Source organism: Streptomyces luteosporeus (assembly GCF_039532865.1).
GTDB lineage: Bacteria > Actinomycetota > Actinomycetes > Streptomycetales > Streptomycetaceae > Streptomyces > Streptomyces luteosporeus.
Genome location: NZ_BAAASL010000012.1, coordinates 197,195 through 214,104, shown reverse-complemented (window position 1 = coordinate 214,104; position 16,910 = coordinate 197,195). Strand labels below are relative to the sequence as shown.

The window sequence follows — 16,910 nt, the reverse complement described above, 5'->3', positions numbered from 1 at the left end:
CCGAGTGCCGCCCGGCCTCCTTTGGCCCGAATCGCACGTCCACCGTCGCCCCCGATGCGCGGCCCCTGATGCGCGGACGTGGAAAACCAGTTGAAACAGGGCGCGCGGGCGGGCCAGCCTGGCACGACTCCATCCGTCCCCTGCGAACTCGGAATCCCATGCAGATTCGCGATCTTCCGTACACCGATCCCGGCCGACCGGACGTCCGGTCGGGGCCGCGCTTCCTGGTATGGCTGGGGCGCGGTCAACTCGGCGGCCAGCTCAAGGCGGTGCTCTGGGGCACGGTGCACATGGCCTCCGTCGCCCTCTTCCCGGTGGCCGTGGGGCTGGCCGTGCAGGCGGTCGTGGACCGCTCGGGCGGCCGCCTGGCGGCCTCCGGCGGCCTGATGCTGCTGCTCGGCGCCCTCACCACGCTCGGGGACACGATGCTGCACCGGGTGGCCGTCACCAACTGGATCCTGGCCGCGGCCCGGGTGCAGCAGCTCCTGGCGCGCAAGGCGGCCGAGTTGGGTGCGGCCCTGACCCAACGCGTGGCGGCCGGCGAGGTGGTGGCCGTCTCGACGGGCGACGTCGAGAAGATCGGCTGGTTCGTCGAGGCGTTCTCCCGCTTCACCGCGGCCGCCTTCACCACCGTGGTGCTCTGCGCGGGACTGGTGATCTACCAGCCGGTCCTGGGCGGCCTGATCGCGCTGGGCGTGCCTCTTCTGGTGCTGGCCGTGCTGCCGCTGCTGCCGCCGGCGACCGCGCGGGCGGACGCCCAGCGCGACAAGGCCGGTTACGCCACCGAGCTGGCCTCGGACACCGTGGCGGGGCTGCGGGTGCTGCGGGGCATCGGCGGCGAGGAGCTGTTCCTGGAGCGCTACCGCCGCGCCTCGCAGGAGGTGCGGTTGGCTGCCGTGCACAGCGCCCGGATGTGGGCGCTGATCGCCGCGGTCCAGGTCGTGCTGCCGGGACTGCTGCTGATCGGAGTCGTCTGGTACGGGGTGCACCTGGTGCAGCAGGGCACGATCGGCGTCGGCGAACTGGTCACGGTCTACGGCATCGTCACCTTCCTGCTCTTCCCCCTGCGGCAGTTCGAGGAGATCGCCCAGGCGTACTCCTTCGCGCTGCCCTCGGCCCGGCGCGCCGTCAAGGTGCTGGGCCTGCAGCGCCCGGCAGTCACCGAGGACGGGCAGGCGTCCGCCCCGGTGGGTGACGCCGCGCTCTCCGGCGATCTGTACGACCCCGTCACCGGTCTCCTCGCCCCCGCCGGGCGGCTGACCGCGGTGGTGTGCGGCGACCCGGACGCCGGCGGCCGCCTGGCCGCCCGGCTCGGCGGGCACGCCACCGGTACCGCCGCCGGGGAACACCCCTCCGTGCTGCTGGGCGGGGTTGCCCTGGACGAGGTGCCGCTGCCGGTGGCCCGGGCGGCGGTGCTCGTCCAGGACAAGGACCCGGTGCTGCTGTCGGGCACGCTCGCCGAGCTGCTGGACGTGCCCTCCTCGGGCGCGGTGACCGCCGAGGAGGCCCTGGCCGCCGCACAGTGCGACGACGTCCTGGCCTCGCTCGTGCGCTCGTCGGCCCTCCCGGCCGGCGCCCGCGGCGATGCCATGGCGGCCCGCATCACCGAGCGCGGGCGCTCGCTGTCGGGCGGCCAGCGGCAGCGGCTCGCCCTGGCCCGCTCGCTGGTGACCGACCCCGAGGTGCTGGTGCTCGACGAGCCGACCTCGGCCGTGGACGCCCACACCGAGGCCCGCGTCGCCGACGGGGTGCGGGCCCTGCGCCGGGGGCGGACGACGGTGGTCTTCACCTCCAGCCCGCTGGTGCTCGACCGGGCGGACCGGGTCGTCCTCGTCCACGAGGACGGCGTGGCCGCCGTCGGTACGCACACGGAACTGGTGGACACCCACCCGGCGTACCGCGATGTCGTCACCCGCCGGACGGACGACGAGGCCGACGAGACCGCCGGTGATCCGGCCGACGAGCGCGAACAGATAGGGGAATCGGCATGATCGGCGCAGCACCCCCGGAGCACGACCCGGCCGCACCGGAGTCGGCGACGATCCTGCCGGTCGCCGGGCCGGCCACGGTACGGGCGTATGTGCGGGGCCTGCTCAGCCGGCACCGCCGGGCCTTCGTGGTGCTGGTGACCGCCAACGCGGTCGCCGTCGTCGCCTCCATGGCGGGCCCGTACCTGCTGGGCGGGCTGGTCGACGACCTGTCCGCGGGCGCGCGGGACCTCCAGCTGGGCCGGACCATCGCCCTGTTCGGCTTCGCCCTCGCCGTCCAGACGCTCTTCACCCGCATGGTGCGGCTGCGCGGCGCGGTGCTCGGCGAGCGGATGCTGGCCGACCTGCGCGAGGACTTCCTGGTGCGCTCGGTCGCGCTGCCGCCGGGCGTCCTGGAGCGGGCGGGCACCGGTGACCTGCTGTCGCGGATCACCACCGACATCGACCGGCTGGCCGAGGCCATGCGCGAGGCCGTGCCGCAGCTGGCGATCGGCTTCGTGTGGGCCGCGCTGCTGCTCGGGGCGATGACGGTCACGGCGCCGCCGCTCGCGCTGTCGCTGCTGGTGGTTCTGCCGCTGCTGATCGCCGGCTGCCGCTGGTACTTCCGGCGGGCCCCCGCCGCCTATCGCTCGGAGGCCGCGGGCTATGCCGCCGTCGCCGCGGCGCTGGCCGAGACGGTCGACGCCGGCCGCACCGTCGAGGCGCACCGCCTCGGCGCGCGGCGCGTGGCCCTGTCCGACCGGCGCATCGCGGAGTGGACCGGATGGGAGCGCTACACGCTCTGGCTGCGCTCGGTGCTCTTCCCGGTGGTCAACGCCACGCACTTCCTGCTGATGGGCGCCGTGCTGCTCATCGGCGGTTTCTGTGTGCTGCGCGGCTGGTTGTCGGTGGGCGAGCTCACGACGGGGGCGCTGCTGGCGCAGATGCTCGTCGAACCGCTGGGGCTGATCCTGCGCTGGTACGACGAGCTGCAGGTGGCCCAGGTGGCGCTGGCCCGGCTGGTGGGGGTGCAGGAGATCGAGCCGGGCGCCGGTGACGAGAAGGTGCGCCCCGACGGCCGCGACGTCGCCGCCGACCGCGTCCGCTTCGGCTATACGGCGGGCGCGGACGTGCTGCACGAGGTCTCCCTCGCCGTGCGGCCGGGCACCCGGGTGGCCCTGGTGGGCCCGTCGGGCGCGGGCAAGTCGACGCTCGGCCGGCTGCTGGCCGGCATCTACGCCCCCCGGGAGGGGAGCGTGACGCTGGGCGGGGCGGAGCTGTCGCGCATGCCCACCGAACGGGTGCGCCGGCACGTGGCGCTGGTCAACCAGGAGCACCACGTCTTCGTGGGCTCGCTGCGCGACAACCTGCTGCTGGCCCGGACCGGTGCCGGTGACGAGGAACTGTGGGCGGCCCTGGCGGCGGTGGACGCCGACGGCTGGGCCCGGTCCTTGGCGGAGGGACTGGATACGGAGGTCGGGTCGGGCGGGCTCGCCCTGACCCCGGCGCAGGCCCAGCAGGTCGCGCTCGCCCGGCTGGTGCTGGCGGACCCGCACACGCTGGTGCTGGACGAGGCGACCTCGCTGCTCGATCCGCGCGCGGCCCGGCACCTGGAGCGTTCGCTGGGCAAGGTGCTCCAGGGCCGGACGGTGGTGGCGATCGCGCACCGGCTGCACACCGCGCACGACGCCGATGTGATCGCGGTCGCGGAGGACGGCCGGATCAGCGAACTGGGCTCGCACGACGAGCTGGTCGCCGCCGGCGGCGCGTACGCGGCGCTGTGGCGCTCCTGGCACCGGTAGCCCCGTAGGGGCGCGGGGCGGTGTCGGTCTGCGGCTGCCGCCGCGTGGGCGCGAGCAACCACCGACGGCCCGCAGCCGATGCGCCACCGACAGGGCCCCGCGCCCCTGACAGCGCGCTGCGCGGGCCGGCGGGCGGGGGGTCAGACCAGGTTCAGGGCCGCCAGTCCGCCGGCTCCGCCGAGCAGGAGGAAGGCCGGCATGAGGATCTTGGTTTCGACGCGGCTGCCGGCGCGGAAGCGCAGGGACTTCGGCGGGCCGAGGGGGTACCAGCGCTTGCGGGCGATGGGCAGCGGCCACAGGATCGGGCAGCCGGAGACCGTCAGGGCGTCCCCGATGTCGTGCACGAGGGCGCCCAGGACGATGGGCAGACCCAGCCACAGGTACTGCTGGCCGTCGCCGGTCAGCAGCCAGCCGGCGCCGTTGCCCGGCCGGTCCAGCTCGCCGGCCAGGATCCAGGCGCCGGTCGCGCCCAGCAGCCAGACCAGGACGTCGCTGGAGGTGCGGGCCGCCCGCCACAGCAGCCCCTCGACGGCCAGCACCAGATGGACGAAGAGGATGCCGAGGACGGCCCAGCGGCCCCCGGTCACCGCCAGCACGGAGGCCCCGGCCCCGATGAGCAGGGCCCACAGCGCGGTGTGGGTCAAGGTGCGGTGACCACCGCTGCGGCGGGGGTCCGCCTTGGTCCGGGTCGCCTTGTAGACGGCGTACGAGAGCTTGTCGATGATTTCGCACAGGATCCGGGATATCGGGCCGAAGGACCGCGATATCGTCGCCGACTTGTGGTCCAGGTCCGGGGCCAGGGCGGCGCCGGCGCAGATGAGCGTCCCGACGACGAGCACCGGCCAGGGCATCGGATGCCCGGTCGCGGCCACTGCGGCCCCCACGCCCAGCCAGGCTGCCGCTCCGGAGAGCGAGTGCGCCGGTCCCATCATGGTCGTTCCACCCCTTCGCCGGCCCGCGCGGGGCCTTTCTGACGCGCTGTCGGCGACTCAGGGTAACGTCCGGATGATCATCGCCGGACCGGCCGGTTGCCTGATCGGGGCCCGGGCCAGGCACTATGGTGGTGTGACCCTTATCGATCAGATGCCGAGCCATGCCGACCCCGACGCCCTCTTCGAAGCGTTCTCGACCTGGGCCGAGGAGCGGGGCATCTCGCTGTACCCCGCCCAGGAGGAGGCGCTGATCGAGGTGGTCTCCGGGGCGAATGTGATCCTGTCCACACCGACGGGCTCGGGCAAGAGCCTGGTGGCGGCCGGGGCGCACTTCGCCGCGCTGGCCAACGACCAGGTGACCTTCTACACGGCCCCCATCAAGGCGCTGGTGTCGGAGAAGTTCTTCGACCTGTGCAAGATCTTCGGCACCGAGAACGTCGGCATGCTCACGGGCGACGCCTCGGTCAACGCCGACGCCCCGGTCATCTGCTGCACCGCCGAGGTGCTCGCCTCGATCGCGCTGCGCGACGGCAAGGACGCCGACATCGGCCAGGTCGTCATGGACGAGTTCCACTTCTACGCCGAGCCGGACCGCGGCTGGGCCTGGCAGATCCCGCTGCTGGAGCTGCCGCAGGCACAGTTCGTGCTGATGTCGGCGACGCTGGGCGACGTCACGCGCTTCGAGGAGGACCTCACCCGGCGCACGGGCCGGCCGACGGCGGTGGTCCGCTCGGCGACCCGCCCGGTGCCGCTGTCGTACGAGTACCGCGCGACGCCGCTGACCGAGACGCTCACCGAGCTGCTGCAGACCCAGCAGGCCCCGGTGTACATCGTGCACTTCACCCAGGCCGCCGCGGTGGAGCGGGCGCAGGCGCTGATGAGCATCAACATGTGCTCGCGCGAGGAGAAGGACAAGATCGCCGAGCTCATCGGCAACTTCCGCTTCACGACCAAGTTCGGCCGCAATCTCTCGCGCTTCGTGCGCCACGGCATCGGTGTGCACCACGCCGGCATGCTGCCGAAGTACCGGCGCCTGGTGGAGCGGCTGGCGCAGGCGGGCCTGCTGAAGGTGATCTGCGGCACGGACACGCTCGGCGTGGGCGTGAACGTCCCGATCCGGACAGTTTTGTTCACCGCGCTGACCAAGTACGACGGCCAGCGGGTGCGCACCCTGCGGGCGCGGGAGTTCCACCAGATCGCGGGCCGCGCCGGGCGGGCGGGCTTCGACACTGCGGGCTTCGTCGTCGCGCAGGCCCCCGACCATGTCGTGGAGAACGAGAAGGCGCTGGCGAAGGCGGGCGACGACCCCAAGAAGCGCCGCAAGGTGGTGCGCAAGAAGGCGCCCGAGGGCTTCGTCAACTGGACGGAGAACACCTTCGAGAAGCTCATCGCCTCGGAGCCGGAGCAGCTCACCTCCCGTTTCAAGGTCACCCACGCCATGCTGCTGGCGGTCATCGCCCGGCCCGGCAACGCCTTCGAGGCGATGCGGCGGCTGCTGGAGGACAACCATGAGCCGCGCCGGAACCAGCTGCGGCACATCCGCCGGGCGATCGCCATCTACCGCTCGCTGCTGGACGGCGGGGTGGTCGAGCGGCTGGAGGAGCCCGACGCCGAGGGCCGCATCGTGCGCCTGACGGTGGACCTGCAGTCGGACTTCGCCCTCAACCAGCCCCTGTCGACCTTCGCGCTGGCCTCCTTCGAGCTGCTGGACCCCGAGTCCCCCTCCTACGCGCTGGACATGGTCTCGGTGGTGGAGTCGACGCTCGACGATCCGCGCCAGATCCTGGTGGCCCAGCAGAACAAGGCGCGCGGCGAGGCCGTGGCGGAGATGAAGGCGGAGGGCGTCGAGTACGAGGAGCGCATGGAGCGGCTGATGGACGTCACCCATCCCAAGCCGCTGGAGGAGCTGCTGTCCCACGCCTACGGGCTCTACCGCAAGAGCCACCCGTGGGTGGGCGACCACCCGCTGTCGCCGAAGTCCGTGGTGCGCGACATGTACGAGCGGGCGATGACGTTCACGGAGTTCGTCTCCCACTACGACCTCGCGCGCACCGAGGGCATCGTGCTGCGGTACCTGGCGAGCGCGTACAAGGCGCTGGAGCACACCGTTCCCGACGACCTGAAGTCCGACGACCTGCAGGACCTGATCGCCTGGCTGGGCGAGATGGTGCGCCAGGTCGACTCCAGCCTGCTGGACGAGTGGGAGCAGCTGGCGAACCCGTCGGAGGAGTCCGCCGAGGAGGCGCGCGAGCGCGCCGACCAGGTGGAGCCGGTCACCACCAATGCGCGGGCCTTCCGGGTGCTGGTGCGCAACGCGATGTTCCGCCGCGTCGAGCTGGCCGCCCTGGACAAGGTGGACGAGCTCGGCGCGATGGACGCCGACTCCGGCTGGGACGAGGAGCGCTGGGCGGCGGCCATGGACGCCTACTGGGACGAGTACGAGGAGCTGGGCACCGGACCGGACGCGCGCGGCCCGAAGCTGCTGCGGATCGAGGAGCGGCCGCAGGACGGGCTGTGGCGCGTCCGGCAGACCTTCGCCGACCCGAGCGGCGACCACGACTGGGGCATTTCGGCCGAGGTGGACCTCGTGGCCTCGGACGAGGAGGGCCGGGCCGTCGTCCGCGTGACGGACGTCGGCCAGCTCTGACGACGGCAGGCGGCGACCGTGGCGGTGCTGCTGGAGAAGCACCGCCACGGCGCTCACGCCCGGCCGCGCAGCCATGACCACAGCCCCTTCCGCCGGGCCGGCGCACCGGCCGGCTCCCCCGCCCCTGCCCCCGCCCCTGGTCCGTCCGGCGGTGCCAGTGCGGCCCGCCGCACAGGCCCGTCCGCTCCCCGGTCCGTCGCGTGGCCGGCCTCCGGTGGCACGGGCGGTGGCCCGCCGGCGCGGGCCTCGGCCAGTGCGGCGGCCAGGCGATGGCGGTAGTGGTCCCGCTCGTCGGGGTCGGCGGCCAGGACCAGGCGTGCAGTGACCTCGCCGGCGGCCCGCGCCCCGGGCCGGGCCCGGGCGAGGACCGGGCGCAGGGCCTCAAGGCATGCCCTTTCCCGTGCGTCCGCCGCGGCGCTCGCCACGTCGGTGGCGTCGAGCACCGCCGCGACGGCGGCCGCCCGCTCCCAGGGCCCGGCGGCCGCGGCCGTCAGCTGGGCGACGCGGCGGGCGCGCCAGCCGCGCGGCCGCCGGTCGGGCTGTTCCTCCAGTGCCTCGCGCAGGGGTGCGGGGATCCGGCCGGACAGCAGATCCGGGCTCGCCTCCGCGAAGTCGACCAGCTCGCTCGCGAGGTAGTGCCAGACCACGACGCGGTAGCGGTTGACGTAGAACTTCACGGGCGTGAAGCATCCGGCGCGGGCGAGACGGGTGAAGCGGGCTGCGCCGATCCCCAGCAACTCGGCGCCCTCGGCCGTGCCCACGGTCCACAGCCGGCTGCGCAGGGCCTCGGGGAAGCCCGTGGCGGATCTGTGCCGCTCGATCTCCGCGCGGCTCACGCGCTGCCCGCCCCCCGGCCCCGGGCCGGCTGTCCGCACCTCTCCCAGCTGCACGGCCAGCTCGAACTCCCGCGATCCGAGTCCCAGTTCCCGCGCGGCCCGCGCGAAGGGAACCTCCGCCCGCCCTTGGGCCTGCCGCACGCCGTCGTCCCACGCCTCGTGCCGTCGCACCTCGTGGCCCACGTGCTCCTGCTGCACCGCCATGACGCCTCCCCGCCACCGATCCATCACCGACAGTGACGACGGTAGCGCGGACGGACGCCGCCCGGGCAAGCCTGTGGATAACTTGGGTGCCGGTAGCGTTTTTGCAGGTCAGAGGCTCGTCGACCGGCCTTCGCCGACGCGGTTGACCAGCAGCGTCATCTCGTACGCGATCAGTCCGATGTCGGCTTCGCCGGCTCCGAGCACACACAGGCACCCGTCGGGCCCGGCGGCCGTGACGAAGAGGACCCCCTGGTCGAATTCGACCATCGTCTGCCGCACCTCGCCCGCCCGGAACTGCCGTCCGGTGCCCCGGGCCAGGCTGTGCAGCCCGGACGCGACCGCCGCCAGGCGCTCGGCGTCCTCCCTGCTCAGGCTCGCACTCGCCCCGGTGACCAGCCCGTCGTTGGAGAGCACCAGGGCGTGGCGTATCTCCTGGACCCGCTCGGTCAACTCGTCCAGCACCCCGTCGAGTTCCTTGCCGCTCGTCATGCGCCGCCTCCCCGTTGCGCGATGTCCCGTGGCTGCCGTGCCAGCCTTGCCCACGCGCGCGCCCACGGCAACCCGCCCCCGCCCGTCGGTACATGCCAGGGGCTTGGTCACACCGGCCGCACCGAATGTGCACGCGAGGCGCCCGGAATGTGCACACGGGATTCAACTCCACGACCGCCGGGCACACTTGAACGACCGCAGGTATGGCCGCTCACGGGGGCAGGTGATCCGCGTGTTCGACAAACTCCGCAAACGCATCGAGGTGGTGCGGCAGCCACCCTCGCCCCGCCCGCCGGCCGCCAGGCGGCACAACCTCTTCGAGGCTGCGGCGGTCTACGTTGCCGCCTGCGCCGAGAACGACCACGACAGGAGCCTGGAGGCGGCCCGCTGGGTCTCGCCCGAGGCCCTGAGCTTCGGCGTGAACGAGCTCGCCTGCCGGGCCGTCATCGCCCTCGCGCGCGAGCGCGACCAGTCGCCGCAGGCCGTGGCCCGTTCCCTCATGGGCCTGCCGACCGCCTAGCTCCCCCACTGCGGCACCGCAGGTCCCGGGCGTCGCGCCCCGCTCCGCGGCCGTTCGCGAGCCCGTCACCTTGAAGTCGTGCACATGCCAGCACGCGCTCCTACGCTGCCCCACGTCCAGCGAACTCCCCACCGTCCTCCCCTGCCCGGAGGTGCCCGTGCACGCCGCATCCGGCCCCCGCCGTCCCCGACTTCCCCGCCTTCGCCGGCGCCACGCCGTCGCCCTCGCCACGGCCCTCGGCCTCGCGGCGGCCTCCCCGCTGCTGTGGGCCCCGGACTCCGCCGCCGCCACCGCCGTGCCCACGCCCGACCACGTCGTGGTCGTCGTGTTCGAGAACCACGCCTACGACCAGGTCATCGGCAGCTCCAGCGCCCCGTACATCAACGCGCTGGCCAAGGACGGAGCGAACCTGACCGCCTCCTACGCCGAGACGCACCCCAGCCAGCCCAACTACTACGCGATGTTCTCCGGCGACACCCAGGGCATCACCGACGACAGCTGCGTGGACCCGGGCTTCAGCGACGCGCCGAACCTCGCCTCCGAGCTCCTCGACGCGGGCAGAACGTGGGCCAGCTACAACGAATCGCTGCCCTCCGAGGGCTCCACGACGTGCAGCAGCGGCAAATACCGCCAGAAGCACAACCCCTGGTTCGGCTTCTCCAACGTGCCCACCAGCAGTGCGCACACCTTCTCGGCCTTCCCCCGCGACTACTCCACCCTGCCCGCGGTCTCCTTCGTGGTGCCGAACATGTGCAGCGACATGCACGACTGCTCCGTCGGCACCGGCGACACGTGGCTGAAGAACAACCTCAAGGGCTATGCCGACTGGGCGAAGACGCACAACAGCCTGCTGCTGATCACCTTCGACGAGGACAACCGCCTCAGCGGCAACCGCATCCCCACCGTCCTGTACGGCGAGCCCGTCAAGGCGGGTGCCACCTCCGGCACCACCTACAACCACTACGACGTGCTGCGGACGCTGGAGAGCATGTACGGCCTGCCGCACGCCGGCAACGCCGCCGGCGGCAAGGACATCACCGGGATCTGGAACGGCTGACCGTGTACCTCGCGGACAGCCGTACCACCCCGCCCGCCGCCGGCCGGGAATCCGCCCCCGGCCGGCGGCGGGCCGCCGTTCCCGCGACGGTCCTCGCGCTGGGCACCGTCAGCCTGATCACGGATGTCTCCTCCGAGATGGTCGGCGCCGTCCTGCCGCTGTACCTGGTCACCGGACTCGGCCTGACCCCGCTCGGCTTCGGCCTGCTGGACGGCGTCTACAACGGCGCGGGCGCCCTCGTCCGCCTCCTCGGCGGCCGGGTCTCCGACCGGCGCGCCGGCGGCCACAAGACCGTGGCCGCCGCCGGCTACGGACTGTCGGCGCTGTGCAAGCCGCTGCTGCTCCTCGTGCACAGCATGCCGCTGATCGGTGCCGTCCTGGCCGCGGACCGCGCGGGCAAGGGGCTGCGCACCGCTCCGCGCGACGCCCTGATCTCGCTGTCCTGCGAACCTGCGGCCCGCGGCCGCGCCTTCGGCGTGCACCGCGCGATGGACACGGCCGGCGCGCTGCTCGGACCGCTGCTGGCCTTCGTGATCCTGCGCGCGGCGGCGGACGGGTTCGACGCCGTCTTCACCGCGAGCGCCTGCATCGCCGTGCTCGGCGTGGTCGTCCTCGTCCTGTTCGTCCCCGCCCACACCGGCGGGTCCGGCGACCCGCGCGGCACGACGGCCCGCACCGGGGCCCGGGAGCTGCTGCGCCTGCCCGCCGTGCGCCGGCTCACCGGCTGTGCGGTGCTCCTGGGTCTGACCACCGTGAGCGATTCCTTCCTCTACCTCACCCTCCAGCGCCGGCTGCACCTGCCGGAGGCGTGGTTCCCGCTGCTGCCGCTGGGAACCGCAACGGTGTTCCTGCTGCTGGCCGTTCCCCTGGGTGCGGTCGCCGACCGCTGGGGACGGCGGCGCCTATTCGTGTGCGGCCACCTCGCCCTGCTCACCGCGTACGCCGTGCTCCTGCTCGCTCCGCCGGGCGCCTCCCCGGTGACGGTCTGCTGCGTCCTGGTCCTGCACGGCGGCTTCTACGCCGCCACCGACGGGGTGCTGGCGGCCGCCACCGCCGACGCCGTGCCGCGGCAGGCGCGGGGCAGCGGCCTGGCCGTGGTGCAGACCGGTCAGGCCCTCGCCCGTTTCGCGTGCTCGATCGCCTTCGGCGCGGCCTGGACGGCCTGGGGCGAGCGCACGGCCCTGACCGCGGGCGCCGCCGGGCTGTGCGCGGCCACCGTCCTGAGTGCACGGCTGCTGCGCCCTTCCTCCGCCGGCACTCCTCCCACCGCACCGGAGAGCGCCCGTTGACCCGTACGCACCGGATCCTGATCCTGCTGGCCACCGTGCTCGCCCTGGCCGGTGTGGCGGTCGGGGTCACGCTCCACGCCGCCGGCCGCGCGGCCGAGAAGGACCGGCCCCGCGCGGGCGGTCCCGCCGTGCACCCGGGCGAGGTCACCTTGGACGCGCCCGGTCGCAGCGTCTTCCGCAACATGGCCTGGGGCCCGCACCGCGACGAGGTCGTCTCGGTCCCCGCGACCGACCCCACCGGGGCGCGCACCGCCTCCGGTGTCCGCTGTCTGCGCTTCCACACGGCGGCCGGTACCGGGATCTGCCTGCAGTCCGTACGCAATGGCCTACGGGACGACTACCGCGCCGTGCTCCTCGACGCGCACCTGCGCGAGCTGCATCACTATGCTCTCGCCGGCATCCCGACCCGGGCCCGCGTCTCCCCCGACGGCCGCGCCGCCGCCTGGACGGTCTTCGTCAGCGGCGACTCCTACGCCGGCACCGCCTTCTCGACCCGCACCTCCGTCCTCGACACGCGCACCGGTGAGCTGGACGGCGACTTGGAGACGTACCGGTTCCTGCTGGACGGCCGCCCGCACCGGGCGGCCGACATCAACGTGTGGGGCGTGACGTTCGCCGACGCCCGGCACTTCTACGCCACCGTCGCCACGGGCGGCAGGACGTACCTGGTCGACGGCGACCGCACGGCCCGTACGCTGCGCGCCCTGCACGAGAACGTCGAGTGCCCGTCGCTGTCCCCCGACGGCACGCGCATCGCCTACAAGAAGCGCGCCGAGGGCGCTCCGGCCGATGCGCCCTGGCGGTTGTACGTGCTGGACCTGCACACGATGCGGGAGACGGCGACCGCCGAGCGGCGCAACGTCGACGATCAGGCCGTCTGGCAGGACGCGCACACCCTGGTGTACTCCCTGCCCGGCGACTTCGGCTCGGACCTGTGGACCGTACCGGCCGACGGCTCGGGGCATGCGCGGCTGCTGATGAAGGCCGCGCTGGCTCCGGCCTTCGCCGCGCCCGCTCCACGCCCCTGAGCACGCGCCGTGTGACGCGCTTCACCTGCTGCTCGTGCGCATGTACGGCGCTTCTCCTGTACCCTCGGGCGCTCCGAGCATCCGCTAGTCAAATTTGAGGAGCAGTCCAACCTGTGACTCCGCCCTCCGCCGTGACACCCGCCCACGTCTCCCTGCTCAGCCGCTGCCGGGCGGCCTTCCTTCCCGGCGACCCCGCCCGCACCGGACGCATCGCCTTCTGGTCGGCCACCGACGATGCACCTCCCCTCGACCACGCCACGACCGAAGAGCTGACCGTCGCCGTCCCCGCCGGCACGGACGTCACCACCACGACCGTACGCGCCACCGTGCTGCCGGTACGCGAGGCCCTGCCCGTGCTGACCCGCGCCCGCACCGCCGGCGGCGACGAGGCCGCCGTCTTCTGGGGTACGGCCGCCGTCCTCGCCCTGCAGCTCGCCGCGCGCGGCCGGCTGCTGCCGGGCCTGAGCGAGGCGGGGTACGACACCTGGCAGGCGGGCCCGTTCGACGCCGAGGACGCGCGCCGCATCGCCGGCCTGGCCTCCGCCATGCCGCCCGCCGCCCACGCCGTACCGCTCCCGCACACCGGCGGCCCCCTTCTGCTGCCCGAACCGGGGCAGTTGCTGCGCTCCTTCCTCGACGCCGTCGCCGACGGCCTGCCGCGCTCCCCCGCCGCCCCGGCGGCCGCCGGCCACCGTGCCTTCACCGCAGCCGCGCCGCAGCGCCTGCGCGGCAGGCGCGCCGGGTCCGTGCCGGAAACGCCCGTGCGGCTCTCCCTGCGCGTCGAGGTCCTCGGCCTGACCGCGGCCGGTACCGGGGGCGACGAGGCGCAGGAGGCGGCGCCGCGCTTCCGGGTCGTGCCCCAGGTGCACGGCATCGCCGACCCCGCGCTCGTCGCCGACGCCACGGACGTCTGGACGGGCGCGAGTGCCGCCGGTGCCGCCCTGGGTGCGGGCGCACGGCCGACGACCCTGCTCGCCCTGCGGCGCGCCGCCCACGCCTGGCCCGCGCTGCAGCCCCTGCTCGCGGACGCCGTACCCGGCCCCCTCGACCTCGCCGACGAGGAGGTCACCGAACTGCTCGGCGCCGCCGCCGCTGCCCTGGACCGGGCCGGCGTCGAGGTCCACTGGCCCAGGGAACTGGTCCGCGGCCTGACCGCGCGGGCCGTCGTCGGGCCGCCGGACGGCGAGGCCGGGCCGGCCTTCGACCGGTCTTCCGGGCTGCCTCCGATGCTGTCCGCCGAGGCGCTGCTGACGTTCAGCTGGCGGTTCGCCGTCGGCGGCCGGGAGGTGAGCCGGCAGGAGCTCGACCGGCTGGCCGAGGTGAGCCGGCCGGTGGTGCGCCTGCGCGACCAGTGGGTGCTCCTCGACCCGGAGGCCGTACGGCGCGCCCGTGCCCGGCGCGACCGCAAGGTGACGCCGGTCGAGGCGCTGGGCGCGGCCCTCGTGGGCCGCGCGGAGACCGCCGAGGGCGAGGAGCCGGTCGAGGTGGGGGCCACCGGCTGGCTGGCGGCGCTGCGCGAGCGCATCGCCGACCCGCAGGCCGCGACCGAGCCGTTCGCACCGCCCGCCGCGCTCGCCGCCACCCTGCGCGACTACCAGCTGCGCGGCCTGGCCTGGCTGGACCGGATGACCTCGCTCGGCCTCGGTGCCTGCCTGGCCGACGACATGGGCCTGGGCAAGACCGTCACGCTCATCGCCCTGCACCTGCACCGTCAGGCGCTGCCCGGCGGCGCCGGCCCGACCCTGGTGGTCTGCCCGGCCTCCCTCATGGGCAACTGGCAGCGGGAGATCGAACGTTTCGCCCCCGGCACGCCGGTGCGCCGCTTCCACGGCCCGGCCCGGGACCTGGGCGGCCTGGCCGAGGGCGAGTTCGTGCTCACCACCTACGGCACGATGCGGCTCGACGCCCAGCGGCTGGCCACCACCGGCTGGGGCCTGGTCGTCGCCGACGAGGCCCAGCACGTGAAGAACCCCCGCTCGGCGACCGCCAGGGCGCTGCGCGGCATCGGCGGCGCCGCGCGCGTCGCGCTGACCGGCACCCCGGTGGAGAACAACCTCTCCGAGCTGTGGGCGATCCTCGACTGGACGACCCCGGGCATCCTCGGTCCCCTGGACCGCTTCCGCAGGCGTCATGCGCGCGCTGCCGAGGGCGGCGACCAGCAGGCCGCCGAGCGGCTCGCGGCCCTCGTGCGCCCCTTCCTGCTGCGCCGGCGCAAGTGCGATCCGGGCATCGCACCGGAGCTGCCGCCCAAGACCGAGACCGATCACGTCGTCGCGCTCACCGAGGAACAGGCCGGCCTGTACGAGGCGGTGGTGCGGGAAATGCTCGCCGAGGTGGCCGAGGCGGACGGCATCGAGCGCCGCGGGCTGATCGTCAAGCTGCTCACCGGCCTCAAGCAGATCTGCAACCACCCGGCGCAGTTCCTGAAGGAGGAGCCCGCCAAGGGGCGCCGGAAGTCGATGCTCACGGGCCGCTCCGGCAAGGTGGAGCTCCTGGACGAGCTGCTGGACACGGCGCTCGCCGAAGGGGCGAGCGTGCTGGTGTTCACCCAGTACGTGCGGATGGCGCGGCTGCTGGAGCACCACCTCGCCGCACGCGGCGTGCCATGCGCGCTGCTGCACGGCGGCACGCCGGTGGCGCGGCGCGAGGAGATGGTCCGCCGCTTCCAGGAGGGCGAGGTGCCGGTGTTCCTGCTGTCGCTGAAGGCGGCGGGCACGGGGCTGAACCTGACCCGCGCCGGGCACGTCGTGCACTTCGACCGCTGGTGGAACCCGGCCGTCGAGGCACAGGCCACCGACCGTGCGTACCGCATAGGCCAGACGCAGCCGGTGCAGGTCCACCGGTTCGTCGCCGAGGGCACCGTGGAGGACCGCATCGCGGAACTGCTCTCGCGCAAGCAGGCACTGGCGGACGCGATCCTCGGCTCCGGCGAGGCAGCGCTGACCGAACTGACGGACGCCCAGCTGGCGGAACTGGTGGCACTGAGGGGGACGGGTCGATGACGGACGAAGCGACAACAGAGGAACGCGTTTTCGCGGCACTGCCGCCCGTGTCCGGCGGGGCGTTCGCCCGCAGTTGGTGGGGGCGGGCCTGGCTGCAGGCGCTGGAGGACACGGCGCTGGACGGCGGGCAGGTCAAGGCCGGCCGCCGGTACGCCCGGGCGGGGGCGGTCGGCGCAATATCCGTACGGCCGGGTCGCGTCACTGCGCTGGTGCGCGACCGGGACGGCATGCCGCAGCGCGCGGACGTACTGGTGCGGACGCTGCCGGCGGGCGACTGGGAGCGGCTGCTGGAACTGGTGGCCGGCCGGGCCGGGTACACCGCCGCCCTGCTGGACCACGACCTGCCGCAGGGGCTGGCCGAGGACGCGGCGGCGAGCGGCTGCGAACTGCTGCCCGGCATCGGGGACCTGGAGGCCGAGTGCGCCTGCGGGGCCTGGGACCACTGCGCCCACACGGCGGCCCTGTGCCACCAGGTGGCGCGGTTGCTCGACGAGGACCCGTTCGTGCTCCTGCTGATGCGCGGGCGCGCCGAGCCGGCGGTGCTGGACGGGTTGCGGGCGCTCAGCGCACCCGCCGCCCGCAACGACGCGCCGGCCGCCGCTCCGGAGCCGCCGGCGGGTGTACCGGCGCGCGAGGCGTTCGCGGGGCGTGCCGCGCTGCCCCCGCTGCCGGCTCCGCCCCCGCCGGTCGGGACCGCGGGCCGCCCGGTGCTGCTGAGCGTCACCGGCGCCGAGGACTCGGCGGATGTGGACCTGGAGGCGCTGGAGTTCCTGGCCGGCGTGGCCGCCGAGCGGGCCCGGCTGCTCCTGGCCGCGGCGCTGGCGCCGGGGCACGAGCTGACGCCGGTGCCCGCGCCGCCGGCGTTCGCGCAGGACCTGGCGCACCTGGCCGCCGCCGGCCCGCCCGGCCGCGTCGCCGCCCGCCTGACGGCGGCCGGCTGACAGACGCGGTACCAGGGCGCCTGCCGCGGGGTGGCGCGTCGACTGCGGGCCGTCGGTGGCCGATCGCGCAGGTCCCCGCGCCCCTGACGGGGCGCCCTGCAGAGGGGCGGGGAACTGCACGACAAGCCACAACGCACCCGCAGACGGGGTACCGTGTCGCGCCACGCGGCGGCAGCCGCAGGGCGCGCACGGTCTG

At 74.3% G+C, this 16,910-nt stretch carries 12 protein-coding genes; 9 read left to right on the top strand and 3 right to left on the bottom strand.

The genetic code is table 11. The annotated features are described in order from the left end of the window. Positions 1 to 158: 158 nt before the first annotated feature. Both ABD361_RS18060 and ABD361_RS18055 read left to right on the top strand, forming a co-directional pair. Complete coding sequence (locus ABD361_RS18060) at positions 159 to 1,991, top strand: ABC transporter transmembrane domain-containing protein (protein WP_344436397.1); 1,833 nt, start codon at positions 159 to 161, stop codon at positions 1,989 to 1,991. After that, complete coding sequence (locus ABD361_RS18055) at positions 1,988 to 3,769, top strand: ABC transporter ATP-binding protein (RefSeq protein ID WP_344436396.1); 1,782 nt, start codon at positions 1,988 to 1,990, stop codon at positions 3,767 to 3,769. Before ABD361_RS18060 ends, ABD361_RS18055 begins: the two co-directional genes overlap by 4 nt. 140 nt (positions 3,770 to 3,909) lie before the next feature. On the opposite strand, the gene ABD361_RS18050 is transcribed toward ABD361_RS18055, so the two are convergent. After that, positions 3,910 to 4,701, bottom strand: a complete 792-nt coding sequence (locus tag ABD361_RS18050; RefSeq protein ID WP_344436395.1) for a metal-dependent hydrolase — start codon at positions 4,699 to 4,701, stop codon at positions 3,910 to 3,912. Positions 4,702 to 4,834: 133 nt separating this feature from the next. Between ABD361_RS18050 and ABD361_RS18045 the strand changes: the two genes are divergently transcribed. Then, the gene (locus ABD361_RS18045; RefSeq protein ID WP_344436394.1) at positions 4,835 to 7,348 is read left to right on the top strand and encodes a DEAD/DEAH box helicase; all 2,514 of its coding nucleotides are present in this window, start codon (positions 4,835 to 4,837) and stop codon (positions 7,346 to 7,348) included. A 53-nt stretch (positions 7,349 to 7,401) separates the two neighbouring features. Here the strand turns inward: ABD361_RS18045 and ABD361_RS18040 are convergent, their stop codons facing one another. Together ABD361_RS18040 and ABD361_RS18035 are read right to left on the bottom strand one after the other, a co-directional pair. Continuing rightward, a complete protein-coding gene (locus ABD361_RS18040) occupies positions 7,402 to 8,388 on the bottom strand; it encodes a DUF6397 family protein (RefSeq protein ID WP_344436393.1) in 987 nt (328 codons plus the stop codon). Between the two features lie 108 nt (positions 8,389 to 8,496). Continuing rightward, positions 8,497 to 8,877 (bottom strand): roadblock/LC7 domain-containing protein, encoded by a 381-nt coding sequence (locus ABD361_RS18035; RefSeq protein WP_344436392.1) that lies wholly within the window; start codon positions 8,875 to 8,877, stop codon positions 8,497 to 8,499. Between the two features lie 232 nt (positions 8,878 to 9,109). Between ABD361_RS18035 and ABD361_RS18030 the strand changes: the two genes are divergently transcribed. The 6 genes from ABD361_RS18030 to ABD361_RS18005 all read left to right on the top strand — a co-directional run bounded on the left by ABD361_RS18030 (position 9,110) and on the right by ABD361_RS18005 (position 16,714). Then, complete coding sequence (locus tag ABD361_RS18030; RefSeq protein WP_425583245.1) at positions 9,110 to 9,397, top strand: hypothetical protein; 288 nt, start codon at positions 9,110 to 9,112, stop codon at positions 9,395 to 9,397. Positions 9,398 to 9,554: 157 nt separating this feature from the next. Then, complete coding sequence (locus tag ABD361_RS18025) at positions 9,555 to 10,454, top strand: alkaline phosphatase family protein (RefSeq protein WP_486387910.1); 900 nt, start codon at positions 9,555 to 9,557, stop codon at positions 10,452 to 10,454. Between the two features lie 2 nt (positions 10,455 to 10,456). After that, complete coding sequence (locus ABD361_RS18020) at positions 10,457 to 11,743, top strand: MFS transporter (protein ID WP_344436391.1); 1,287 nt, start codon at positions 10,457 to 10,459, stop codon at positions 11,741 to 11,743. Further along, positions 11,740 to 12,771 carry a TolB-like translocation protein gene (locus ABD361_RS18015; protein ID WP_344436390.1) on the top strand — a complete coding sequence of 344 codons (1,032 nt, stop codon included), beginning with the start codon at positions 11,740 to 11,742 and terminating at the stop codon, positions 12,769 to 12,771. Before ABD361_RS18020 ends, ABD361_RS18015 begins: the two co-directional genes overlap by 4 nt. Before the next feature lie 113 nt (positions 12,772 to 12,884). Continuing rightward, positions 12,885 to 15,773, top strand: coding sequence for a DEAD/DEAH box helicase (locus ABD361_RS18010; RefSeq protein ID WP_344436389.1), 2,889 nt, complete (start codon positions 12,885 to 12,887; stop codon positions 15,771 to 15,773). Beyond that, a complete protein-coding gene (locus tag ABD361_RS18005; RefSeq protein ID WP_425583244.1) occupies positions 15,770 to 16,714 on the top strand; it encodes an SWIM zinc finger family protein in 945 nt (314 codons plus the stop codon). Before ABD361_RS18010 ends, ABD361_RS18005 begins: the two co-directional genes overlap by 4 nt. The last annotated feature ends 196 nt before the right edge of the window (positions 16,715 to 16,910 follow it).

What these genes read in the sequence shown, in the direction of transcription:
- ABD361_RS18060 (WP_344436397.1), top strand. Translation starts at nt 159, where the DNA reads ATGCAGATTCGCGATCTTCCGTACACCGATCCCGGCCGACCGGACGTC.
- ABD361_RS18055 (WP_344436396.1), top strand. Translation starts at nt 1,988, where the DNA reads ATGATCGGCGCAGCACCCCCGGAGCACGACCCGGCCGCACCGGAGTCG.
- ABD361_RS18050 (WP_344436395.1), bottom strand. Translation starts at nt 4,701, where the DNA reads ATGATGGGACCGGCGCACTCGCTCTCCGGAGCGGCAGCCTGGCTGGGC.
- ABD361_RS18040 (WP_344436393.1), bottom strand. Translation starts at nt 8,388, where the DNA reads ATGGCGGTGCAGCAGGAGCACGTGGGCCACGAGGTGCGACGGCACGAG.
- ABD361_RS18035 (WP_344436392.1), bottom strand. Translation starts at nt 8,877, where the DNA reads ATGACGAGCGGCAAGGAACTCGACGGGGTGCTGGACGAGTTGACCGAG.
- ABD361_RS18005 (WP_425583244.1), top strand. Translation starts at nt 15,770, where the DNA reads ATGACGGACGAAGCGACAACAGAGGAACGCGTTTTCGCGGCACTGCCG.